Annotated in this window: 17 protein-coding genes; 9 read left to right on the top strand and 8 right to left on the bottom strand. The window is 64.1% G+C overall.

All coding sequences use genetic code 11. The annotated features are described in order from the left end of the window. The 5 genes from fdxA to ACFSQT_RS30025 form a co-directional block, all read right to left on the bottom strand. Positions 1–276 (bottom strand): ferredoxin FdxA (gene fdxA / locus ACFSQT_RS30045; protein ID WP_379024954.1); only part of this gene is annotated, 276 nt, incomplete at its 3' end. Between the two features lie 236 nt (positions 277–512). Next, the gene (locus ACFSQT_RS30040) at positions 513–911 is read right to left on the bottom strand and encodes an RNA-binding S4 domain-containing protein (RefSeq protein WP_379024952.1); all 399 of its coding nucleotides are present in this window, start codon (positions 909–911) and stop codon (positions 513–515) included. A gap of 17 nt (positions 912–928) precedes the next feature. Then, a complete protein-coding gene (locus ACFSQT_RS30035; protein WP_379024950.1) occupies positions 929–4,324 on the bottom strand; it encodes a helicase-related protein in 3,396 nt (1,131 codons plus the stop codon). A gap of 771 nt (positions 4,325–5,095) precedes the next feature. Then, on the bottom strand, positions 5,096–5,821 hold the full coding sequence (gene phbB, locus ACFSQT_RS30030; RefSeq protein ID WP_379024948.1) for an acetoacetyl-CoA reductase: 726 nt from the start codon (positions 5,819–5,821) through the stop codon (positions 5,096–5,098). A gap of 127 nt (positions 5,822–5,948) precedes the next feature. Further along, positions 5,949–7,127, bottom strand: a complete 1,179-nt coding sequence (locus ACFSQT_RS30025) for an acetyl-CoA C-acetyltransferase (protein WP_379024946.1) — start codon at positions 7,125–7,127, stop codon at positions 5,949–5,951. Between the two features lie 298 nt (positions 7,128–7,425). Here ACFSQT_RS30025 and phaR point away from each other — a divergent pair, with 298 nt between their 5' ends. After that, positions 7,426–8,034 (top strand): polyhydroxyalkanoate synthesis repressor PhaR, encoded by a 609-nt coding sequence (phaR, locus tag ACFSQT_RS30020; protein ID WP_379024944.1) that lies wholly within the window; start codon positions 7,426–7,428, stop codon positions 8,032–8,034. Between the two features lie 108 nt (positions 8,035–8,142). Here the strand turns inward: phaR and ACFSQT_RS30015 are convergent, their stop codons facing one another. Next, complete coding sequence (locus ACFSQT_RS30015; protein ID WP_379024942.1) at positions 8,143–8,562, bottom strand: rhodanese-like domain-containing protein; 420 nt, start codon at positions 8,560–8,562, stop codon at positions 8,143–8,145. A gap of 86 nt (positions 8,563–8,648) precedes the next feature. Between ACFSQT_RS30015 and ftrA the strand changes: the two genes are divergently transcribed. Continuing rightward, positions 8,649–9,638 carry a transcriptional regulator FtrA gene (ftrA, locus tag ACFSQT_RS30010; protein ID WP_379024940.1) on the top strand — a complete coding sequence of 330 codons (990 nt, stop codon included), beginning with the start codon at positions 8,649–8,651 and terminating at the stop codon, positions 9,636–9,638. A 62-nt stretch (positions 9,639–9,700) separates the two neighbouring features. On the opposite strand, the gene ACFSQT_RS30005 is transcribed toward ftrA, so the two are convergent. Continuing rightward, the gene (locus ACFSQT_RS30005; protein ID WP_379024960.1) at positions 9,701–10,840 is read right to left on the bottom strand and encodes a citrate/2-methylcitrate synthase; all 1,140 of its coding nucleotides are present in this window, start codon (positions 10,838–10,840) and stop codon (positions 9,701–9,703) included. Between the two features lie 92 nt (positions 10,841–10,932). Here ACFSQT_RS30005 and ACFSQT_RS30000 point away from each other — a divergent pair, with 92 nt between their 5' ends. Beyond that, the gene (locus tag ACFSQT_RS30000) at positions 10,933–12,021 is read left to right on the top strand and encodes a citrate synthase/methylcitrate synthase (protein ID WP_379024938.1); all 1,089 of its coding nucleotides are present in this window, start codon (positions 10,933–10,935) and stop codon (positions 12,019–12,021) included. A 206-nt stretch (positions 12,022–12,227) separates the two neighbouring features. Next, entirely contained in the window at positions 12,228–13,358 is a 1,131-nt protein-coding gene (locus tag ACFSQT_RS29995) for a patatin-like phospholipase family protein (protein WP_379024936.1), read from the top strand. 24 nt (positions 13,359–13,382) lie between these two features. On the opposite strand, the gene ACFSQT_RS29990 is transcribed toward ACFSQT_RS29995, so the two are convergent. Next, complete coding sequence (locus tag ACFSQT_RS29990) at positions 13,383–13,982, bottom strand: TetR/AcrR family transcriptional regulator (RefSeq protein ID WP_379024934.1); 600 nt, start codon at positions 13,980–13,982, stop codon at positions 13,383–13,385. 122 nt (positions 13,983–14,104) lie between these two features. On the opposite strand from ACFSQT_RS29990, the gene ACFSQT_RS29985 reads away from it, so the two are divergent. The 5 genes from ACFSQT_RS29985 (at position 14,105) to ACFSQT_RS29965 (ending at position 22,135) form a co-directional block, all read left to right on the top strand. Further along, positions 14,105–14,566 carry a (2Fe-2S)-binding protein gene (locus tag ACFSQT_RS29985; RefSeq protein ID WP_379024932.1) on the top strand — a complete coding sequence of 154 codons (462 nt, stop codon included), beginning with the start codon at positions 14,105–14,107 and terminating at the stop codon, positions 14,564–14,566. 2 nt (positions 14,567–14,568) lie between these two features. After that, on the top strand, positions 14,569–16,842 hold the full coding sequence (locus ACFSQT_RS29980; protein ID WP_379024930.1) for a xanthine dehydrogenase family protein molybdopterin-binding subunit: 2,274 nt from the start codon (positions 14,569–14,571) through the stop codon (positions 16,840–16,842). After that, positions 16,839–17,444 carry a hypothetical protein gene (locus ACFSQT_RS29975; RefSeq protein WP_379024928.1) on the top strand — a complete coding sequence of 202 codons (606 nt, stop codon included), beginning with the start codon at positions 16,839–16,841 and terminating at the stop codon, positions 17,442–17,444. Before ACFSQT_RS29980 ends, ACFSQT_RS29975 begins: the two co-directional genes overlap by 4 nt. Before the next feature lie 157 nt (positions 17,445–17,601). Further along, complete coding sequence (locus ACFSQT_RS29970; protein ID WP_379024926.1) at positions 17,602–18,774, top strand: efflux RND transporter periplasmic adaptor subunit; 1,173 nt, start codon at positions 17,602–17,604, stop codon at positions 18,772–18,774. A gap of 181 nt (positions 18,775–18,955) precedes the next feature. Beyond that, a complete protein-coding gene (locus ACFSQT_RS29965; RefSeq protein WP_379024924.1) occupies positions 18,956–22,135 on the top strand; it encodes an efflux RND transporter permease subunit in 3,180 nt (1,059 codons plus the stop codon). Positions 22,136–22,185: the final 50 nt, after the last annotated feature.

Below are 22,185 nucleotides of genomic sequence, written 5' to 3'. Positions count from 1 at the left end.
GGATTTGGCGTCGGCCGGAGGTTCCTTCTTGGCGGTGATGTTGGGCCATTTCTCGGCGTATTCGGTGTTGATCTGCAGCCATTTGTCGAGCCCCGGCTCGGTGTCGGGCTTGATCGCGTCGGCCGGACATTCCGGCTCGCAGACGCCGCAGTCGATGCACTCGTCGGGATGGATGACGAGCATGTTCTCGCCTTCGTAGAAACAGTCGACCGGACAGACCTCGATGCAGTCCATATATTTGCATTTGATGCAATTGTCGGTCACGACGTAGGTCATCGGTCGGCTCCGGGGCGTCCCAGTTTTGTTGGGCTTTTTCCGTGAGGTAACGCCTTTATCCGCCGCTTGCAAGAGCGGCCATTGCGGGCGGGGCCGGCGTTCCGGAAATGGAATTCCAGACGGCAGGCCCGGCAGAAGTGGGTCATGTCCTGCGAAGTGTCTTGTTTGCCGGGTTCAGGTTTTGTTTTAGGCGGGTCGTTGCCCCAGAATCGTCGCGAACTTTTTGACCGACCACATCAGTCCTCGCCAAGCAGCCGGTCGGTCTGGCGGCGTTCCTTCTTCGTCGGGCGGCCGCTGCCGGCCTCGCGCAGCGCCGGAATTGCATCGGGAGGGGCCTCGCCCTTCGGCGCGGGCAGCGGCGAGATATCCTCGTACAGCGTGCGGGCCTCCTCGGCAGGGCCACGCCGCACACCGGCGTTCAGCACCTTCCAGACGAAGATGCGACGATCAAGTGTGATGGTCAGCACGTCGCCAGGCTTGACCAGATCTGAGGCCTGCGCTGCTTTGTCGCGATTGATGCGAACCCGACCGGCGACCACCAGTCTCGCCGCCAGCGAGCGCGATTTCACGGCGCGCGAGAAGAACAGCCATTTGTCGATGCGCTGGCGGTCTCGGGCAGCCGTTGGGGCAACCATCGAAGCGAGCCCTGAGTCTACTTCTTCAGCTGGTCGCGCAAAGCGGCGAGCTTGGCGAAGGGCGAGTCCGGATCGAAGCGCACCGGGCGCTCCTCGCGCGGTTTCGGCTGGAAAGCGGGCTTGCCGCCCCCCTTGGCTCGATCGGGGCCGCCACCCTTGCCATCCGGCCTGCCGCCCTTCCAGTCGGGCCGGCCTTCGCGGCGGTCGGGTCGCTCGCCTTGCGGGCGGGCGTCACGCCGCTGTTCGCCTTCGCCCTGCGGCTTGGGCTTGAATTTCGAGCGGTCGAAACGCGGCTTGCCGGTGCCGTCGCGGCGTCCCTCGTGAGCCGGACGTTCTCCTGATGTCGCTGCGGCCGGTGCGCCGGCAGCATCCGCGTCGTTCCGGCCGCGCGCCTGTCCGTTGCGTGGGCGATTGTTGCGGCCGGGATGGCGCGGGCGCTGCTCGAAACGGCCCTGACGCCAGAGCAGGATCGGCTTTGGCGCCTCGGCTTCCGGAGCAGGCTCGCTGGCGGCTGCATCGGTAACCACGGCAGGCTCGTCCGACGCTGCTTCCGTCGCGGATGCAATTTCAGAAGCTGACTCTGCCGGTGCGACCGCGGCAGTCTCGGCTTTCGCTTCTGGTTCTGCGGCCAGCACGGGTTCAGCAGCCGCTTCGGCGACGAACTCAGTTGCGGCCTCGGCCTCTTCCGTGGCTTCGGCTGGCGCTACGGGTTGGTCTTCCGCGACGGGCTCGACCGTTGCTTCCGAGATGGGTTCTGCAGGAATTTCGGCGACAGCCTCAGCAGCAACAGCCGGCTCCGACCCTCCGACCGCTGCCTCCACGGCAGAATCCGTTGCCGCGGCTTCCGCCGCCTTGGCCTGCTCGGCTTTTGCAGCCTCTTCAGCCGCCAGTTTCGCCGCCGCCGCTTGGCGCGCGGCATTGTCCTGCGCCTCGAGCCGAGCCTTGACCTCGGCCGGCGGCTTCGGCTCGGCACGATAGCCGAGACCTTTCAGGATCTCTTCCATGTCGTCGGCGGTGGCGCCGAGGATCGACATCATCGGCGGCGTCACCATGAAGGACTGGCCGTCATAGGCGCCATCCGGCCGCTGGCCGAGGCCAGGTTTCCAGTTGGTCGCCGGGCGGATCAAGTCGGCCAGCCGCTCCAGAATGTCGATGCGCACGGCGCGGCGGCCGAGATTGCGGTAGCCGGCCAGCTTGTAGAAGCTCTTGTCGAAGGTCGGATCGATGACCACCGATGTGCGGCCGGAGGCGAGCGCATGGACCACGTCGCCGAAGCCCGGCTTGTCCTTGCCGTCGTTCTTCAGCGCCCACAGCAACGTCACCAGCCCGGCCGGCGCCGGCTTGATCAGCGCCGGCACGAAGACATGGTAGGCGCCGAAGCGCACGCCAAGCCGGCGAAGGGCGGCGCGGCCTTCCTGGTCGAGCGACTTCATCTCCTCGGCGATGTCGCGGCGGTTGATGAGGCCGAAATTCTCGACCAGCTGGAAGGCGATGCCGCGGCCGATGCCGGCAATCTGATCGGCGTTCTTCAGGTCTATGAGCGGCTTCAGCAGCGACTCGATCTGAAAATTGACGAACCGTTCGGCGCGCGCCGCGACCTTGTCGCGCGCCGGACCGCTCAGCTGTTCGTCGGCCAGCAGCACGAGGCGCGGCTTCAGCGCATCTTCGCCGGCGACAAGCGTGCCGATCGGCGCGCCGATCCAGCGCAGCGTGCCATCCGAGCCGAGCGCGATGTCGCCGTTGGCGCAAGCGCCGAAGCGTTCGGCGCGCGCCTCGAACTCGGCTGCGAGCGCCTTTTGCGCGGCGGTGCGCACCGCCTTGGCGTCTTCACCACCGGCGGTCTGGTCGGCGGTGAAGCGGAACCCCTGCAACTCGCCGACATGATGGCCTTCGACAAGGACGGTTCCGGTAGAACTAATTTCGGCTTCAGGCATGGTATTTTCTCTAAGGCGCCGCATGAGGACGGAAGTCCTGCGGTCTACGAAGCGTTTCGTCAACCGCTCATGCAGCGCATCCGACAATCTGTCTTCGATTTCGCGCGTCTTTTCCTGCCAGTGTGCCTGATCGGCCAGCCAGCCCGGCCGGTTCGACACGAATGTCCAGGTGCGGATCTGGGCAATGCGATGCGACAGCGTGTCGATGTCGCCTTCGGTGGTGTCGGCGCGGCGCACCTGCTCGGCCATGTAATTTTCGTCGACATGGCCGTGCCGGGCGAGGTCCGTATAGATCGACGCAATGAGGTCGGCATGCTGGGCCGGCGCGATCTTGCGGTAGTCGGGCAAGGCGCAGGCCTCCCACAGCAGCGCCACGCGTTTGGCGTTGGTGGCGAGTGCGCGGATGTCCTCATCGCGCGACAGGTGCTCGAGCGCCTGCGCATCGACGGCAGGCAGTGCCCGGGTCAGCCCCTCGACCGGAGCATTGGTCTCGATCGAGCGTTTCAGCGCGTCGAGGCTGGCAAAATCGAAATGCGCGGTGCGCCACTGCAGCACCTTCACCGGATCGAAATCATGGCCCTCGATCTTCTTGACCAGTTCCTCGTCCAGCGGGTCGACCTGGCCGGTGACGCCAAAGGTGCCGTCGCGCAGATGCCGGCCGGCGCGGCCGGCGATCTGGCCGAGCTCGGCCGCCGTCAGGTTGCGATACTGATAGCCGTCGAACTTGCGGTTCTGGGCAAAGGCGACATGATCGAGATCGAGGTTGAGGCCCATGCCGATGGCGTCGGTGGCGATGAGATAGTCGACGTCGCCCGACTGGAACAGCGCCACCTGGGCGTTGCGGGTGCGCGGGCTAAGCGCGCCGAGCACGACGGCGGCGCCACCCTGCTGGCGACGGATCAGCTCGGCGATAGCATAGACCTCGTCGGCGGAGAAGGCGACGATCGCCGTGCGCCGCGGCAGCCGCGTCAGCTTCTTGGAGCCGGCATAGGCAAGATGCGACAGCCTCGGCCGCGTCACTACCGACACGCCCTTCAGCAGGCGCTGCAGGATGCCGTGCATGGTGGCCGCACCCAACAGCAGCGTTTCCTGGCGGCCGCGCAGATGCAGGATACGGTCGGTAAAGATGTGACCGCGTTCGAGATCGCCGGCCAGTTGCACCTCGTCGATGGCGACGAAGGCGGCGTCGGTCTCGCGCGGCATGGCCTCGACGGTGCAGACCGAATATTTGGCGCCGGCCGGCTGGATCTTTTCCTCGCCGGTGATGAGCGCCACCTTGTGCGCGCCGACCTTTTCGCAGACGCGTGAATAGACCTCCCGCGCGAGCAGCCTCAGCGGCAGGCCGATGATGCCGCTGTCGTGCGCCACCATGCGCTCGATGGCGAGATGAGTCTTGCCCGTGTTGGTCGGCCCAAGCACGGCGGTCACGTCGCGGCCCGACAGGATCAGCGGCTCGGTGTGTTTGGGCTGGATGTTCATCGACCTGGAAATAAGGCTTTCTGGCCTTTCGTTGTCGGGAGCGTGCCTTGTGTGGCGCGTATGACAGGCGACACATAAGGATTTCGAGCGCGAAGCGAAAGCGGAATGTTCCGCCGGCGGCTCGAAGGGTCAGTGTCGAGCTCCAGATTGGTTGCGGATTAACAGTTGGAACGAGTCTGGAACGAATCGGCGACGAATCAGTGACTCGACCAGATTCAGCTTTTGTTCACGGCTACATATGGATTTTGTAACGATGAGTCTCACCACATGCTGAATCAACGAACTGGCCCGTTTCATGCAAGGCGAGCTTTGCCGTTAACCTTTGCCGGTGAACGACCAGGATGCCTTGGCCCGCCTCTTCCAAGGTTATGAAATTGTTGATCTTTCCTAATCAGCGTTAAGGATTTTGCAGACGATTCCGGCTGCCGTCGTTAACATTCCGCTCAAAGCCGGAACGAATCGGCGACGAATCAGCGATGCCAGAATTTTCTTGTTTTGTTCACCGCAACATCTTGTGTTGTGAACAGCTTATCCACCGAGAATCCACAGGTTGCAAAGCAGCTTTCGCACAGGGCAGTCGGCGGCTGTTAATTTCTGCGTGCCGGATTGAGGCAGCAGCCGGCGCGGGCACGTCGAAAGCACCCAAGCCGCCAACGAAAAAACGGACCGGTTTCCCGGCCCGTCGGATCTTGTTGCTCACATCGACGGTTTGGAGCGGTTCACCGTTTCACGGAAACGCCGAACCGCTCCAGCTCTGGTTTGCGGGCTGCTTCAGACGAAATATTGGCCGCCATTGGCTGTGATGGTCGAGCCGGTGATGAAGCCGGCATCTTCGGAAGCGAGGAAGACGACGCAGCGCGCGATCTCTTCCGGCTCGCCGAGGCGGCCGACGGGGATCTGCGGGATGATGCGCTCGTTGAGCACCTTCTCGTCGATCGCCTTGACCATTTCGGTGGCGATATAGCCGGGGCAGATGACATTGACGGTGATGCCCGCGCGGGCACCTTCCTGGGCGAGCGCCTTGGAAAAGCCGATGTCGCCGGCCTTGGCGGCGGAATAATTCACCTGTCCGGCCTGGCCCTTCTGGCCGTTGATCGACGAGATGGTGATGACGCGGCCGAACTTGCGGTCGCGCATGCCGCTCCACAGCGGATGCGTCATGTTGAAGACGCCCGACAGATTGGTGTCGATGACCTCTTTCCACTGGTCGCGCGTGATCTTGTGGAACATGGCGTCACGGGTGATGCCGGCATTGTTGACCAGCACCGAGACCGGACCGAGATCGGCCTCGACCTGTTTGATGCCGGCAGCGCAGGAATCGTAGTCGGCGACCGACCATTTGTAGACCGGGATGCCGGTCTCGGCCTTGAACTTCGCCGCCGCGTCGTCGTTGCCGGCATAGTTGGCGGCAACCGAATAGCCGGCGGTCTTCAATGCGATCGAGATCGCCGCGCCGATGCCGCGCGATCCGCCTGTGACGATTGCTACCTTGGTCATATATGTGCTCCTCCCTTTGGCCGGAGAGGCGAATGGGGAGTAGCGAATAGCGAGTAGGGATCCGATGTCCCGTCGCGCTGACGCCATTCTTCCCTATTCGCTACTCCCTATTCGCTATTCACTTCTCTTAAAGCGCTTCCACGCACATGGCGACGCCCATGCCGCCGCCGATGCACAGGGTGGCGAGGCCCTTCTTGGCGCCGCGCCGGCGCATCTCGTAGACCAGCGTGTTGAAGATGCGGGCGCCCGAAGCACCGATTGGATGGCCGATGGCAATGGCGCCGCCATTGACGTTGACGATCGAGGGATCCCAGCCCATGTCCTTGTTGACGGCGCAGGCCTGGGCGGCAAAGGCCTCGTTGGCCTCGATCAGGTCGAGATCGCCGACCGACCAGCCGGCCTTGGCCAGCGCCTTGCGCGAAGCCGGAATGGGTCCCGTGCCCATGATCTGCGGATCGACGCCGGCGGTTGCCCAGGACACGATGCGCGCCAGCGGCGCGATGCCGCGCCTCGCCGCTTCCGCTTCGCTCATCAGTACCGCACCGGCGGCGCCGTCGTTGATGCCGGAGGCATTGGCGGCGGTCACCGTGCCGTCCTTGTCGAAAGCCGGTTTCAGCTTGGTCATGGCGTCGATCGTGGCGCCGTGGCGGATGTACTCATCCTGGTCGACAATGGTGTCGCCCTTCTTGCCCTTGATGGTGACGGCGACGATCTCGTCCTTGAACCTGCCGGCCTTCTGCGCGGCCTCGGCCTTGTTCTGCGAGGCGAGCGCGAACTGGTCCTGATCGTCGCGGGTGATCTGGAACTGGCGAGCGACGTTCTCTGCGGTGTTGCCCATGTGATAGCCGTTGAAGGCATCCCACAGCCCGTCCTTGATCATGGTGTCGATCATCTTGTAGTCGCCCATCTTGACGCCGGCGCGCAAGTGCTGGGCATGCGCCGAAAGCGACATGGATTCCTGTCCGCCGGCGATGATAACCTTGGCATCGCCGGTGGCGATCTGCTGCATGCCGAGCGCAATGGCGCGCAGGCCCGAGCCGCACACCTGGTTGAGGCCCCATGCGGTGGTTTCCTTGGGCAAGCCGGCATTGATCGACGCCTGGCGGGCCGGGTTCTGGCCCTGAGCGGCGGTCAGCACCTGGCCGAGGATGACCTCGTCGACCTCGCCTGGTTCGACACCGGCACGCGACAGCAATTCCTGGATGACGACGGCACCCAGCTCATGCGCCGGCGTGGCGGCAAAGGCGCCGTTGAAGGAGCCGACCGGCGTGCGCGCGGCACTGGCAATGACGATGGAAGCGGACATTTTCTTCTCCAGACTTCAGGGGCGTTGTTCTGTCGTTGAGGACTTTTCTTGCCCTTTCCAGAACCCAAGTCAAACCGGAAATGGACATGGCGCCCATGCGCCGCAAGCACATCGCGCCTTGCGATGGCGGTCGTCTGTCCATTGCTGCGCAGCATATTTCGCCTGCTATGCAGCATTTAGTAATCCCGCACTGCACAAACTGCTTGGAATTATGAGGCTTTTGCGCATATCCTCAAAAAAGGCACAATCGTTACCGGCGGCTTACTCTGGGCGCGCCGGTGTCCCCGGGAGGATGCAGATGGCCGCGAAAGACGATCCGATCATCATCAAGAAATACGCCAATCGCCGCCTCTACAACACCGGCACCAGCACCTATGTGACGCTCGAGGACCTCGCGGAGATGGTCAAGAAGGGCGAGGAGTTCACCGTCCAGGACGCCAAGACCGGCGACGACATCACACATCCGGTGCTGACCCAGATCATCTTCGAGCTGGAGAACAAGGATGGGCAGAACATGCTGCCGATCCCGTTCCTGCGCCAGCTGATCGCCTATTATGGCGACCAGATGCAGATGATCGTGCCGAGCTTCCTCGAACAGTCCATGCTCGCCTTCTCCAAGGAGCAGGAACGGTTTCGCGAGCAGATGAAGGGTGCGATCGGCAAGTCGCCGCTCGACATGATGAAGATGGCGACGCCGATCAAGGCACTGGAGGAGCAGACGCGCCGCAACATGGAAATGTTCCAGAATGCGATGCGGCTGTTCACGCCCTTCCCGCCCGCGGGTTCCGTGCCAGCCGCGGCCCCAGCCGAGCCGGCCAGGAAGGAAATGCCGGAAAAGCCCGACGATCTTCAGGACCTGAAGGATCAGATCGCCGCCATGCAGCGCAAGCTCGACACGATGTCGTGAGGAGAACAGGCGGCGCCTGACACCGCCAGCGCCCGCATCAGTGCGAGAACCCCATCGACATCCTTGCGCTCAAACGGCCGGACTGCGATGGCGTTCTTTCGCATGACGCTACTGCCTGAGTATTCCAGGCTCCTTGCCCAAGGCGAAGGGGAGGTCCTCATCCTGCCAGCCCGTTATGCCACCGATCATGATCTTGACCGGCCGGTTGAGGCTGGCCAGCTTGAAAGCCGCCTGATCCGCTCCATTGCAATGCGGGCCGGCGCAATAGACCACGAACGGCGTCTGAGCGGGCCATTCCGCCATTCGCTCGGCTGATATCTCGCGGTGCGGCAGATGCAATGCGCCCGGCACATGGCGGCGCTCATAGGCTTGCGGCGAACCGACCACATGCAGAAGGACAAAGTCCGGCTCTCCGGTGCGCAGCGTCGCGGCCACGTCGGAACAGTCCGTCTCGACGGAAAGACGGCGCAGGAAATGGTCCCGGGCAATTTCCGGCGATGCCGCCGGAATGTCTGTTACATAGCTCATCAAGGTTCTCCATCGCTGATGTCGCTGACGTAGCGCACCAAACCGGATGATTGCAGCTGGCAGCTTTGCCATATATCGTCAAGATCATGCCAAATGTGCCTTCCCACCTTGCCAATCCGCTTGTCGTTGCCGTTGCCTATGACGGCCTATGCACGTTCGAGTTTGGCGTGGCGGCTGAAGTGTTCGCCTTGCCAAGACCGGAGATGGGCGAGGATTGGTACCGTTTTGCTGTCGCCGGTATTGACGCTGGTGAAATGCGCGCGGTGGGCGGAGTGCGCGTCGTCGCCGATGGCGGGCCCGATTTGATCGGCCAGGCCGGTACGGTGATCGTGCCTGGATGGCGCGGCGTGGATTGTCCCGTGCCACCGTTGCTGATCGAGGCGCTTCGGAAGGCCAACGAGCGGGGCGCACGGATACTTTCCATCTGCTCGGGCGTCTTTGTGCTTGCAGCAGCGGGCCTGCTCTCAGGCAAAAGGGCGACCACACATTGGCGCTACAGCGAGCGGCTGAGGGAGCGATACCCCGACATCACCGTCGCTCAAGATGTCTTGTACATCGATGAGGGAAATGTCCTTACATCGGCCGGCAGCGCAGCCGGCATCGATCTGTGCCTGCATCTGGTCCGGCGCGACTTCGGCACAAAGGCGGCCAACATGGTGGCGCGCCGGCTGGTCGTTCCACCGCATCGCGATGGCGGCCAGGCGCAGTATGTCGAGAGTTCGGTTCCCGAGCCACACGAGCGCAGCCGGCTTGGACCGTTGATCGACAGAATGCGCGCGAATATTTCCACCGACTATTCCGTCGCCACCCTGGCCGGCCTGGCCGGGATGAGTGAGCGGACATTTCTGCGCCGGTTCGCGGCCGCAACCGGCGTTACGCCAGCGAGATGGCTGCTCTCGGAACGGCTTTCGCGGGCGCGCACGCTGCTTGAAGATACCGCCATGCCGATCGACCGGGTCGCCGAGACCGCCGGATTTGGCGCCGCGGCGACGTTGCGGCATCACTTCCGTCAGCAATTGGCCACGACGCCCGCCGCGTACCGTGCGCGGTTCGGGACCAATGCCAAGTCCGCCTGACGAACTGAGCGCTCGCCGACGTTCGGTTCGATCGGGTCGAGACCGCTTCAGGCAAGACGCTGTCAGGGCGACAGCCCTTCATAGCGGCCGCGTGGCCTGATGATGCTGCCGCTCATGATCTGTTCGACCATATGGGCTGCCCAGCCAACACTGCGCCCAAGCGCGAACAGCTGGAACGGCGCATCGCGTGGCAAGCCGAGACCGCGCGTCAGCGCAGCCAGGGCGAAGTCGATGTTCGGGCGCGCGCCGGTCATGGCAATGGCGGCCTTTTCCAACTGCTGCAGCGTCTCGTCGACAGGGATAGCGGCCAAAAGTGCGGTGGCACGGGGATCCCCGTCGGGATAGAGCGGATGGCCGAATGCCGGCAATGGCCGGTCGTGGCCGAGCCAGCGCCGGATCGCTGCATCGGCGCCGTGTCTTGCGGCATCCTCGGCGAGCTGCATCACAGCCTCGCCGGCGCCGCCATGGCGTGGGCCGGATAGCGTTGCCAGGCCCGCCAGCAGGCATGCGGCAGGCGAGGCCCCGGTCGAGGCCGCAACGCGGGCAGCGAAGGTCGATGCGTTGAGTTCATGATCGGCAAGCAGGACAAGGGCGCACCGTATCGCTTCCGCACCGGCATCATCCACCGACCAGCCCTGCGCCAGACGCCGATGGACGGGCTCTTTGCCGGCGGCGGCGCCCAGCGACTGAGCCAGCGCTGCAACCGTTTGCGCGGCCTCGGTGCACAGCGAGGTGACGCTGCGTCCAAGCGAAGGCCGCCCCTGGCTGGCAAGCAAGGCAAGCTGCGCAAAGGCCGAGGCGCGGCCGACTGGATGAGGCGCCTGCGACGACGGCGCCTTGAAAGCCTCCGGTTCAGCCAGGGTCCACAGCACGGCGGCTGTTTCCTCCAGAGTCGCCGATCTGGAGAGCGCAACGGCGTCCTGCCCCCGGTAGATGAGACGACCGTGCACAACGGTCGATATTGCCGTAGCGATCGACGGCTCACCCCAGGCAATCGCACTTTCGGCGATGGCCGAGGGACTGCGTCCGCGGGCGCGACGGGTGGCCAGCGCTGCGATGTCGTCGGCGCGGTACCGGCTGCGGCGTGGGTCGGTCTCATCCGGCCGCATGCCGATGCGGCCGCGGCTGACATAGGCGTAGAGCGTTTGCGGGCGGACCCTGAGCCTTTCCAGCGCCTCTTGCCGCGACAGCCATTCCGACATTTCGAGCCTGATATTGATTATATTGATCAAGATTGATTAGTGCGTGGCGCAACCCTTATCCTTTGTGGAGAAAAGCTGCAAGGAGACGCGACATGGCAAACGGGCTCGATGATGTGGTGGCGGCCGAAACCGTGCTGTCCGACGTGGATGGTCTGGGCGGCAGCCTGACGATCCGTGGTCATTCGCTGCCGGAACTGGCCGGACGATGGAGATTTCCGCAGGTCGTCCGACTATTGCTCGACGGCTTGTTCGAAGACCTTCCCGGCGATACGGAACTGGCGCGAGCGCTGGGCCAGGCGCGTGCGGACGTATTCGAGCGGCTTTTGCCTTCACCGCCGTTGCAGATATCGCTCGATGTCTACAGCGCCATGCGTGCCGGCATGGCGCTGCTGCCGGACGGTCAAACGCTGACGGACGCCCTGCTGCTGATCGCGGCGCCCGCGGTGCTGACGCCGGCCTTGCTGCGCCTGCAGCGCGGCGAGCAGCCAGTCGCGCCGGACAGCCGGGCCGACCATGCCGCCGACATGTTGCGGATGCTCCGGGGTTCCGTTCCGTCGCCGGCATTGGCAAAGGCGCTCGACACCTATCTGGTGACCGTCTGCGACCACGGCCTCAATGCCTCGACCTTCGCCACCCGCGTGGTCGCCTCGACGCAGGCCGGCCTGACATCGTCCGTGCTGGCCGGGCTTGGCGCACTCAAGGGGCCGCTGCATGGCGGTGCGCCCGGCCCGGTGATCGAGATGCTGGATGCAATCGAGGCGCATGGCGATGCCGCCGGCTGGCTGCGCGACGAGGTCGCGCATGGCGAGCGCATCATGGGCTTCGGCCACCGCATCTACCGGGTACGCGATCCGCGCGCCGACGTGCTCAAGGCGGTCGTGCGGCAACTCGGCGGCAAGGGCGAAACCGGTCGCCGGCTGGCGTTTGCGGAGAAAGTGGAGCAAGCCGCGCTCGACGTGCTGCGGGTTGCCAAGCCGTCGCGCTCGCTGCAGACCAATGTCGAGTTCTACACCGCGCTCCTCCTGGAAGCAGCGGGTTTCCCCAAGGAGGCATTCAGCAACGTCTTCGCCGCCGGGCGTGTCGCCGGCTGGATCGCGCACGCGCGTGAACAACAGACGACCGGACGGCTGATCCGTCCGCAATCGCGCTATGTTGGGCCGGTGCCGGACCTGGTTGCCTAGGCTCCATCTGTTTCAAAAGACAAAGCCTCTCCGCATTGAAGCGGAGGGGCTTTTCTCTCATGACCAAAATTTCATGTGATCACGCGACCGTGTTCGTGTTCTTGCCTTGGTCCGTCCTTATATGCTGCACTGCAACATAGGCCGCCGATAGCTGCTTCCTTCAATGACGTCGGGGCAGGTCGGCGCATCAGGACGACAGGAACGCCATGACGAAAAACGGCAAGGCGGAGGAAACGAAAAAAATCAACATCGCGCTTCAGGGCGGGGGCTCGCACGGCGCCTTTTCCTGGGGCGTGCTCGACCGGCTGCTGGAGGACGGACGGCTGGAGATCGCGGCGGTGTCCGGCACAAGCGCCGGCGCCATGAACGCGGTGGCGCTGGCTGATGGCTTCGTGCGCGGCGGGGTCGACGGGGCGCGGCAGAAGCTCGACGATTTCTGGCGCGCGGTGGCGGCAAAGGGCCGGTTCAGCCCGGTGCAGCGCATGCCGTGGGATGTCGCCTGGGGCAACTGGTCGATCGAAAACACGCCGGGCTATCTGTTCTTCGACACCATGTCGCGGGTGTTCTCGCCCTATGTCGCCAACCCGCTCGGCCTCAATCCGCTGCGCGACGTGGTTCAGCAGGAGATCAATTTCGCCAATGTGCGCGCCTGCAAGTCGGTGGAACTGTTCATTTCGGCGACCAATGTCGAAACCGGGCAGTTGCGCGTCTTTTCCGATGGCGAGATCGACCTCGACACGGTGATGGCCTCGGCCTGCCTGCCGCAATTGTTCCGCGCCGTCGAGATCAAGGGCGTGCCCTATTGGGACGGCGGCTATGGCGGCAACCCGGCGCTCTATCCGTTCTTCAAGACGGCGGCGACCGAGGACGTGCTTCTGGTGCAGATCAACCCGGTGGTGCGGGAAGGAACGCCGAGGAGCGCCAACGAGATCCAGAACCGCATCGACGAGATCACCTTCAACGCCGGGCTGCTGCGCGAATTCCGCTCGATCGCCTTCGTCAAGGAACTGATCGCCGCCGGCCGCCTGCCACAGGGCGAATACCGCGACATCCGCATGCATCGCATCGATGCCGACGAGGCGTTCAAGGACCTGTCGGCGTCATCGAAGGTCAATGCCGAATGGGCGTTCCTGACCTATCTGCGCGATCTCGGCCGCACCGCCGCCAGCGACTGGCTGGAAGAGAATTACGATGCCGTCGGCAAGCGGCCGACACTCGATCTCTCCGGCGAACTCGACGACGGCTACAAGCCGGTGCGCGGTCCCGCACCCGGACGGCGGGTCAAGGAGTTCCTCGCGGCGCGCAAGAACCCCGAGGCAGAGCGCCGTCGCGCCTGACCGGAACCCCGACACAGGCAGGCTTCATCCGGCTTTCAGCGCCAGGTCGATCACCTTGATCAGGGCGGCGGCCGCCTGCCGCTGCCCCTCGGGATCGCTGATCCGCGCCTTCATGCCTTCCAGCCCGTCGAGCAGCATGTCGGCAAGCAGTTGCGTCGACAGGCCCCTGGCCGCCAGATCGACGCCGTTCCTGGCCGCCTCGCGCTGGATCGCGGCGGCGATATGTTCGACAAGGCCGCCGCGCCAGCACCCGACCAGATCGCCGAGGCTCGATTTCATGTCCAGCAATTCGGCGCCATGAGGGGAGGCAACGACGGCGCTCATCATCGAGATGAAAGCCTCGTCGATGGCTCGCATCATGCGCTCGGTGAAAGCACCATCGCCGGCCAGAGCCATTTTTGCCGCCGCGACCGAGCGCGACAGCACCATCATGGCGATGGCACGGAAAATGTCGGTCTTGTTCTTGAACTGAAGATAAAGCGCCGGACGCGACATGTCGGCGGCGCGGGCGATGTCGTCCATGGTGGTGCGGGAGAAGCCATAGGCCAAAAACACCTTCATTGCGCCATCCAGGATACGGACGCGTTTGGGGTCGGTGGTGGCGATGTCTTCGATCTGATTCATGGAGTAACATTACCCTGCAAAATATTAATTGACAAAATGACGTAATTTGTCAATCTGTTTGAGGAGAAATGACCGGTTGGCCATTTCGCCTCGGGCTATGGACGACAACGAAGGGTATCCCCATGCGCCTCACCGTCGACGGGCAATCATTCGACATCGACGCCGATCCCGAAATGCCGCTTCTATGGGCGCTGCGCGATCTCGTCGGCAAGACCGGACCGAAATTCGGCTGCGGCATTGCCGCTTGCGGTGCCTGCACCGTGCATGTCGATGGGCAGCCGGTGCGCTCCTGCTCCTTGCCGATCGGCGAGGTCAGCGGCGCCGTCACCACCATCGAAGGCATCGGCACCGACGGCAAGCTGCATCCGGTGCAGCAGGCCTGGCTGGAAGAGCAGGTCGCGCAGTGCGGCTACTGCCAGGCGGGCCAGATCATGAGCGCGGTGGCGCTGCTCGACGAGGTCGCCGACCCGAGCGACGCCGATATCGACAACGCCATGGGCGGCAATCTCTGCCGCTGCGGCACCTACCCGAAGATCCGCTCGGCCATCAGGAAGGCCGCTGCACTCAAGACGGCGGGGCTCTGATCATGGCCAGTGTTGGAAAGATCGCCCGCCGCACGTTTCTGATCGGCGCGGCCGCTGTCGCGGGCGGCGTTGCCGTCGGCTACTACTATTATCGCAAGCCGTTTCCGAACCCGCTCGAGGCCGATCTCGGCAAGGGCGAGGCGACCTTCAACCCCTATGTGAAGATCGGCGCCGACAACACCATCACCATCGTCGCGCCGCGCGCCGAGATGGGGCAAGGCGTCTCGACGACGCTGGCCGCCATGGTCGCCGAGGAACTCGATGTCGGTCTTGACCAGGTAAAGGTCGAGCATGGCCCGGCCTCCTATGCCTATTACAACACCGCAATCCTTGAAGAGGGCGGTCCGTTCGCCTTCTTCGACGAGAGCATGACCGCCGAAACCGTGCGTGCCGGCATGGGCGTGATCGGGAAACTCCTCGCCTTGCAGGGCACGGGCGGGTCGAGCTCGATGCGCGACGGGTTCGAGAAGATGCGGCAGGCAGGCGCGGCAGCGCGGCAGATGCTGATCGCCGCGGCGGCGCAGAAGCTCGGCGTTGCCGCCGGCGAACTGGAGACGAGGGACGGTTCGATCCTGCACAAGGCGTCGGGCAAATCGGTCACCTATGGCGACATCGCTGCGACCGCCGCCGCCATGGCGCCGCCGGCGGAGGTCAGGCTCAAGGACAAGGCCGACTGGAAGCTGCTCGGCAAGCCGCAGAAGCGCATGGACATGCTGGCCAAGGTCACCGGCGCGCCCATCTTCGGCATCGATGTCAGGCTGCCGGACATGCTCTACGGCACAGTGAAAATGAGCCCGCGCTTCTGGTCGAAGCCGGTTTCGGCCGATCTCTCCAAGGCGGAGAAGATGCCTGGCGTGGTCAAGATCGTGCCGATCGAGACCAGCTACGGCCATGGCTTCGGTGTCATCGCGCAAAACACCTGGGCGGCGTTCAAGGCAGCGGAGGCGATCGAGGCCAAATGGGCCGATCCCGAATATCCGCTCGATAGCGCCGCCATCGCCGACGTGCTGAAACAGGCGCTCGGCCAAAAAGGTTCGGCGATGCGCGACGATGGCAATGTCGATACCGCCATCGCCGACGCGCCGCGCGAGAGGATCGTCGAGGCCGACTATGCGATGCCTTATCTGGCGCATGCGACGATGGAGCCGATGAACGCCACGGCACGGCTCAAGGACGGCGTCCTCGACATCTGGTGCGGCAACCAGGCGCCGACCATTGTGCGCCAGCTTTGCGCCAATCAGCTCGGCATCGAGCAGGACAAGGTCACTGTGCACACCACCTTCCTCGGCGGCGGTTTCGGCCGGCGCATCGAAATGGACTTTGCGCTCTATGCAGCACTGATGGCCAAGGATGCGGGCGGGCGTCCGGTCAAGGTGACCTGGACGCGCGAGGAAGACATGCGCCACGACGCCTATCGCCCCGCTGCCGTCGGCAAGTTCCAGGCGCGGCTCGGCGACGACGGTCTGCCGGTCGCCCTCGACATGAAGTTGGCCTCGCCCTCGATCATTGCCGGGGTGCTGCGCCGGCTGTTCCCCTCGATATCGCCGATCGGTCCCGACAAGGCCATCTTCGACGGCGCCTTCGACCAGCCCTACACCATCCCGAACTACCGGGTGAGCGGCATCGCCGCGCCCGTCTCCATTCCCGTTGGCTTCTGGCGGTCGGTAGGCGCCTCGACCAATGGCTTTTTCCATGAAGGCTTCATGGACGAAATCGCGGTCGCCGGAAAAATCGATCCGGTCGAGTTGCGCAAGAAATTGATGGCCGACCATCCGGCGGCGGTGAAGGTTGTCGAGAAGGTCGCCGAAATGGCGAAGTGGGGCGAGGCGCTGCCGGCCGGAAAGGCCAAGGGCATGGCGTTCACGCTGTCGTTCGGCAGCTGGGTCGGCGAGATCGTGCAAGTGGCGGATACGCCGGCCGGCATCCGCATCGAAAAGATGTGGATCGCCGCTGATGTCGGCACCGCGCTCGATCCGGGTATCATCGAGGCGCAGCTGATTTCCGCCGCCATCTATGGCCTGTCGGCGGCAATGGGACAGCAGATCACCTTCGCCGACGGAATGGTCGAACAGTCGAACTTCCACGATTTCGACGCCATGCGGATATTCCAGTGCCCGGTCTTCGAAGTCGCCATCCTGGAGAATTTCCACAAGATGGGCGGCGTTGGCGAGGTTGGCACACCGCCGGCGGCACCGGCGCTGGCCAATGCCATCTTCGCGCTCACCGGCAAGCGCATCCGCACGCTGCCGCTGTCGACAACGGTGGCCTTCGCATGAAGAAGCTTCTCATCATGCTGACGCCTGCTGCCATCTTGTTTTCGGCGGCGCCTTTCGCAACCGCACAGGAGAGCCAGACATCACCGAGCCCGACGGTCGACATGGCCAAGGGCCTGTCCGAATGGGACAAGATCTATGCGGTGTTCTCACATCCGCGCTGCGCCGATTGTCATGTCGCGGACGACCGGCCGCGCTGGTCGGGTGCGCATTATGGCGGTACGCGTGTGCACGCCTTCAACGTCCAGCGCGGCACCGACGGATCGGGCTTCGGCAATCCGGGCCTGCGCTGCACGACCTGCCATTTCGCAAGCAATTCCAATGCATTGCACGGACCGCCCGGCGCCGAGGGCTGGCATCTGGCGCCGGCCGAGATGGCCTGGTTCGGTAAATCCTCGGCCGAAATCTGCGCCCAGATCAAGGATCCGGCGCGCAATGGCAGTCGCAGTTTGGACGATATCGCGCTGCATGTTCGCGACGACAGGTTGGTCGGCTGGGGTTGGACGCCGGGGTCGAACCGTGAGCCGGCTCCGGGCTCGGCCGAAGCAACCTTTCAAGCGATCGAAAACTGGATGGCGGTGGGTTCACCTTGCCCGGTGCCGTAATGGTCTTGCAACTTTAAGGCTATATTGCGGTGCAACTTTGATGTAGAAGCGCGCTTCGCCGATCACGGCAAATTGAAGATGGCCTGGCGCGCACCCATATCGGCGACGCGCCCGCGTTATGAGGACGCTGGCCAAACCCGCAGTGGAAAAAACGACGATGAGATTCAGGTTTCACAAGCTTGCAGCCGTTGTTGTGCTCATTGGTTTCGCGGCCTGGATGGTGACAGGCGAGTTTTCGTCGGTCGGCAGCGTGGCCGCCAACAAGGCCAAGGCCGCCGAAGTCGAGCAGGCCAAGGCGCCGGACGCGAACAAGCCCAAGGCTGCGGAAGCCGAGCCGAAGGCACCACTTCGCACCGTCGCGGTGGTGACGCCGCCGCGTCGCACCTATGCGCGCGCCATCCGCATTTCAGGACTGACCGAAGCCGACAAGCGGGCGGTGCTGGCGACGCGCGTTGCCGGCGTCATCGACAAGCTGCCGGTCAAGCAGGGCCAGCACGTCAAGACCGGCGATATGGTGATGATGCTTGCCGCCGAGGAAAAGATCTCGATGGTCGACAACGCCAAGCAGCTTGTGGTGCAACGTCAGGCCGAGCTGGACGCATCCCTGCGGCTGATGAAAACCGGGAACCTGCCGAAGCTGCAGCTCGATACCGCGCGCTCGAACCTGACCTCGGCGCAGTCGCTGCTGGACACGGCGCAGGCCGAACTCGACCGCAATGAGGTGAAGGCGCCTTTCGACGGCGTCATCGACCGGGTGCCGGTGGAACTTGGTAGTTCCATCATGCAGGGCGGTGAGGTGGCAACCATCCTCAAGCTTGATCCGGTGATTGGCCGCGGCGAAGTCAGCGAGCGCGACCTCGGCTACCTCAAGCTCGGCGACAAGGCCAATGTGCGGCTGGTCAGCGGCCAGACGGTGGAAGGCACCGTGCGCTACATCAGCCGCGACGCGTCGTCGGCGACCCGCACCTTCCGCGTCGAGGTGGCCATCCCCAATGGCGACGGCTCCGTTCCGGCCGGCATGACGGCGGAAATCGCGCTCAACGCGCAACCGACCGACGCTGTCTTGCTGCCGCGCTCGGTGGTGACGCTCGGCGACAAGGGCGACCTCGGCATCCGTGCCGTCGGCAAGGACAACAAGGTGGTGTTCTTCCCGATCGACCTCGTTGACGACACGCCGACCGGTCTCGTGCTTGGCGGCATCCCGGCTGACGCGCGCATCATTGTCGCCGGCCAGGAGCTGGTGAAGGAAGGCGATGTGGTCAACCCGGTCGAGGCCGACCAGGCGACCATCCAGAAGCTGCTGGGCGAGGCGACTGCCGGCACGCAGTAGCACGGGTCGCGACGGACTAGGGCAATTCCAGGAAAAGTGTGTAACGGTTTTCCGTCCGGAATTGCGTCGAAACAAAGAGACAGTGCGGTTCTGCGTTTCCGGGAAACGATGAACCGCTCTAGCCCCGGCGGGGACAATCGGCTGCGACGCAGCTCCTGAAATTCAACAACAGGCGTTAGCCATGGATATCGTCAGACTCGCAATCAACAATGCCCGCCTGACCATCTCGGTCCTGGTCTTCCTCATCCTTGCCGGCGCGGTCGCCTACCAGTCGACGCCGAAGGAAGCGGAGCCCGACGTTCCGATTCCGATGATGTATATCAGCCTGATCTATCAAGGCATTTCGCCGGAGGATTCGGAACGGCTTCTGTTGCGGCCGATGGAAAGCAAGCTGAAGAGCTTGAAGGGGCTCAAGGAAATGCGTTCGGCCGCCTTTCAGGGCGGCGGCTATGTGCTGGTCGAATTCCAGCCGCAGACCAACCTGGCGACGGCGCTGCAGGACACGCGCAGCAAGGTGCAGGACGCCAAGGCCGACCTGCCGCAGGCGGCCGAGGAACCGACTGTCAACGAAGTCAACATTTCCGAGTTTCCGGTGCTTGTCGTCACGCTGTCGGGCGAATTGCCCGAACGCGTGCTGACGGCCGCGGCGCGCGAATTGCGCGACCGGATCGAGGAAGTGCCCGGCGTTCTCGAAGGCTCGTTGCAGGGCGCGCGCGACGACCTCGTCGAAGTCGTCATCGACCCGATGAAGCTGTCTTCCTACGGGCTGCAACTCGATCAGCTGATCGGTGCGGTCGGCGCTTCCAACAGCCTGGTCGCCGCCGGCAACATCGAGGGCTCCGAGGGCAAATATGCCGTCAAGGTGCCGTCGCTGATCGAGACGCCCGAGGATGTCGCGGCGCTGCCGGTGGTCGCCGGCCCCAATGCCGTGGTGCAGGCCAAGGACATCGCCACGATCCGCTCCACCTTCAAGGATGCCGAGACGGTGACCCGCCTCAACGGCAAGCCGGCCATCGCCATCGAAGTCAAGAAGCGCATCGGTGCCAATCTGATCGACACGCTCACCAAGGTGCGGGCCGTATCCGACGCGTTCGTCAAGAGCATGCCGGAAGGCATGAACGTTACCTACACGCAGGACAAGTCGGTCTTCGTCAACCAGTTGCTCGGCGACCTGCAGAACCACGTCATGATCGCCGTCATCCTGGTGTTCATCGTTATTCTCTACGCGCTGTCCGGCCGTGCCTCGCTGCTCATTGGCCTCGCCATTCCGTCGTCTTTCCTGATCGGCATCCTGCTGTTGGCGATGATGGGCTACACGATCAACATGATCGTGCTGTTCAGCCTGATCCTGGCCGTCGGCATGCTGGTCGACGACGCCATCATCGTCACCGAGTTCGCCGAGCGACGGATGAGCGAAGGCATGCCGAAAGAGGAAGCCTTCGCGCTCGCCGCCAAGCGCATGGCCGGTCCGGTCATCGCCGCGACGATGACGCGCATCGCCGCCTTCTCGCCGCTGCTGTTCTGGCCGGGCATTATCGGCGACTTCATGAAATACATGCCGATCACGCTGATCGTCACGCTGTCGGCCTCGATGCTCTACGCGCTGGTGTTCGCACCGACGCTGGGTGCGATCTTCGCCAAGGCGCCGACGCATCACGAGGACGACAATCGCGACGGCTGGTACATGGCCATCGTCAAGCAGGCGGTGCGTTTCCCTGTGACCGTGCTGGTGCTGACCGTGGCGCTGCTGTTCGGCGTCGGCTTTGCCTATTCGAAATATGGCGCCGGCGTCGAGTTCTTCCCGAATGTCGAGCCGGATTACGGCCTGCTCTACGTGCATGCGCGCGGCAACCTTTCGCTGGCCGAAATGGATACGGCAACCAAGATTGCAGAAAACAGGCTGCTCGGCTGGCCGGGCGTCAAGTCGGTCTATACCCGCGTCGGCAAGACGCAAGGCGGCGGCCAGGACGTCCCCGAAGACGTCGTCGGCGTCATCCAGTACGAATTCATCGACTGGCGTGAGCGCAAGTCGGCGAACCACATCCTGGATGACCTGCGCGGCGTGATGGCCGGCATTCCCGGCGTCGATGTCGAGGTGCGCGTCCCGGAGGCCGGTCCGCCGACCGGCAAGCCAATCCAGATCAGGCTTTCGGCCGTCGACCCCAAGGGGCTCGACGACCAGGCCCGCGCGGTTGCGGCACGCATCGGCAAGGTGCCCGGCGTCATCGACATTTCCGACGGCCTGCCGCCACCCGGCGTCGACTGGGCGCTCGAGGTCGATCGCGCCAAGGCGGCGCAGTATGGCATCAGCCCGACTTCGGTCGGAACGGTGGTGCAACTCGTCACCAACGGTTTGAAGCTCAGCGAATACCGGCCGGCCGGCGCCGACAAGGCGGTCGACATCAGGTTGCGCCTGCCGGAAGACCGGCGCACGCTGTCGACGCTCGACGAACTTCGGGTGCAGACTTCGCAAGGGTCGGTGCCGATCTCGAACTTCGTCGTCCGCAAGGCGAAACCCAGCGTCGGCATCCTCAACCGCATCGATGGCGCACGCACCGTGGTGGTGCAGGCCAATGCCGCGGCGGGTGCCCAGGTCGCAGCCGTGCAACAGGAGGTCACCCAGGCGGTCACCGATATGAAGCTCGACAGCGGCATCCGCTGGAAGCTGGCCGGCTCGAACGAGGACAGCGCCGAAGCCAGCGCCTTCCTCAGCAAGGCCTTTGGCGCGGCGATCTTCCTGATCTTCCTGGTGCTCCTGGCGCAGTTCAACAAGTTCACCAGCGTGTGGCTGGTGCTGTCCTGCGTGGTCATGGCGACGATCGGCGTGTTCCTCGGGCTGCTGATAACAGGGGAGACGTTCGGCATCGTCATGTCGGGCATCGGCGTCATCGCCCTGGCCGGCGTGGTGGTGAACAACAACATCGTGCTGATCGACACCTACGACCGGCTGCGCGAAGAAGGCTGGGACAAGGTCGAAGCGGTGCTGCAGACCTGCCGCGAGCGCGCCCGTCCGGTGGTGCTGACGGCGGTGTCGGCGATCCTCGGCGTGCTGCCGATCGCCTTCGGCCTCGGTCTCGAAATCTTCCACCACGAGACGACGATCAACGCGCCGTCGACGCAGTGGTGGATTTCGCTGTCTTCGGCGATCGTCTTCGGCCTGTCCTTCGCCACGGTGCTGACGCTGGTGGTGACGCCGTCGATGCTGATGGTGTTCACTCGCGCCAAGGTCAAGCCGGGTGTCCGGCGCGGTTGGTTCAGCCGGCTGTTCCGGCGCGGCAAGGGCGAGATCTCGTCGACCGATGCGCCGGGGCAGGATGCCGGAGCGGAGCCGGCCATCGCCTTTCCAAAAGCCGCCGAGTAGCCCGGTTGCCGATTTGACCTGCAAAGGCCGCCCGGAACAACCGGGCCTTT

It is taken from the genome of Mesorhizobium calcicola, assembly GCF_042682105.1.
In the GTDB taxonomy this organism is placed as follows: domain Bacteria; phylum Pseudomonadota; class Alphaproteobacteria; order Rhizobiales; family Rhizobiaceae; genus Mesorhizobium; species Mesorhizobium calcicola.
The sequence above is the reverse complement of the archived record's forward strand: the minus strand, read 5'-3'. Positions and strand labels throughout refer to the sequence as shown.

Bases quoted from the DNA above. Each gene is read 5' to 3' on its own strand.
- ACFSQT_RS30040 (WP_379024952.1), bottom strand. From the start codon at position 911: ATGGTTGCCCCAACGGCTGCCCGAGACCGCCAGCGCATCGACAAATGG.
- ACFSQT_RS30035 (WP_379024950.1), bottom strand. From the start codon at position 4,324: ATGAACATCCAGCCCAAACACACCGAGCCGCTGATCCTGTCGGGCCGC.
- phbB (WP_379024948.1), bottom strand. From the start codon at position 5,821: ATGACCAAGGTAGCAATCGTCACAGGCGGATCGCGCGGCATCGGCGCG.
- ACFSQT_RS30025 (WP_379024946.1), bottom strand. From the start codon at position 7,127: ATGTCCGCTTCCATCGTCATTGCCAGTGCCGCGCGCACGCCGGTCGGC.
- phaR (WP_379024944.1), top strand. From the start codon at position 7,426: ATGGCCGCGAAAGACGATCCGATCATCATCAAGAAATACGCCAATCGC.
- ACFSQT_RS30015 (WP_379024942.1), bottom strand. From the start codon at position 8,562: ATGAGCTATGTAACAGACATTCCGGCGGCATCGCCGGAAATTGCCCGG.
- ftrA (WP_379024940.1), top strand. From the start codon at position 8,649: ATGCCAAATGTGCCTTCCCACCTTGCCAATCCGCTTGTCGTTGCCGTT.
- ACFSQT_RS30005 (WP_379024960.1), bottom strand. From the start codon at position 10,840: ATGTCGGAATGGCTGTCGCGGCAAGAGGCGCTGGAAAGGCTCAGGGTC.
- ACFSQT_RS30000 (WP_379024938.1), top strand. From the start codon at position 10,933: ATGGCAAACGGGCTCGATGATGTGGTGGCGGCCGAAACCGTGCTGTCC.
- ACFSQT_RS29995 (WP_379024936.1), top strand. From the start codon at position 12,228: ATGACGAAAAACGGCAAGGCGGAGGAAACGAAAAAAATCAACATCGCG.
- ACFSQT_RS29990 (WP_379024934.1), bottom strand. From the start codon at position 13,982: ATGAATCAGATCGAAGACATCGCCACCACCGACCCCAAACGCGTCCGT.
- ACFSQT_RS29985 (WP_379024932.1), top strand. From the start codon at position 14,105: ATGCGCCTCACCGTCGACGGGCAATCATTCGACATCGACGCCGATCCC.
- ACFSQT_RS29980 (WP_379024930.1), top strand. From the start codon at position 14,569: ATGGCCAGTGTTGGAAAGATCGCCCGCCGCACGTTTCTGATCGGCGCG.
- ACFSQT_RS29975 (WP_379024928.1), top strand. From the start codon at position 16,839: ATGAAGAAGCTTCTCATCATGCTGACGCCTGCTGCCATCTTGTTTTCG.
- ACFSQT_RS29970 (WP_379024926.1), top strand. From the start codon at position 17,602: ATGAGATTCAGGTTTCACAAGCTTGCAGCCGTTGTTGTGCTCATTGGT.
- ACFSQT_RS29965 (WP_379024924.1), top strand. From the start codon at position 18,956: ATGGATATCGTCAGACTCGCAATCAACAATGCCCGCCTGACCATCTCG.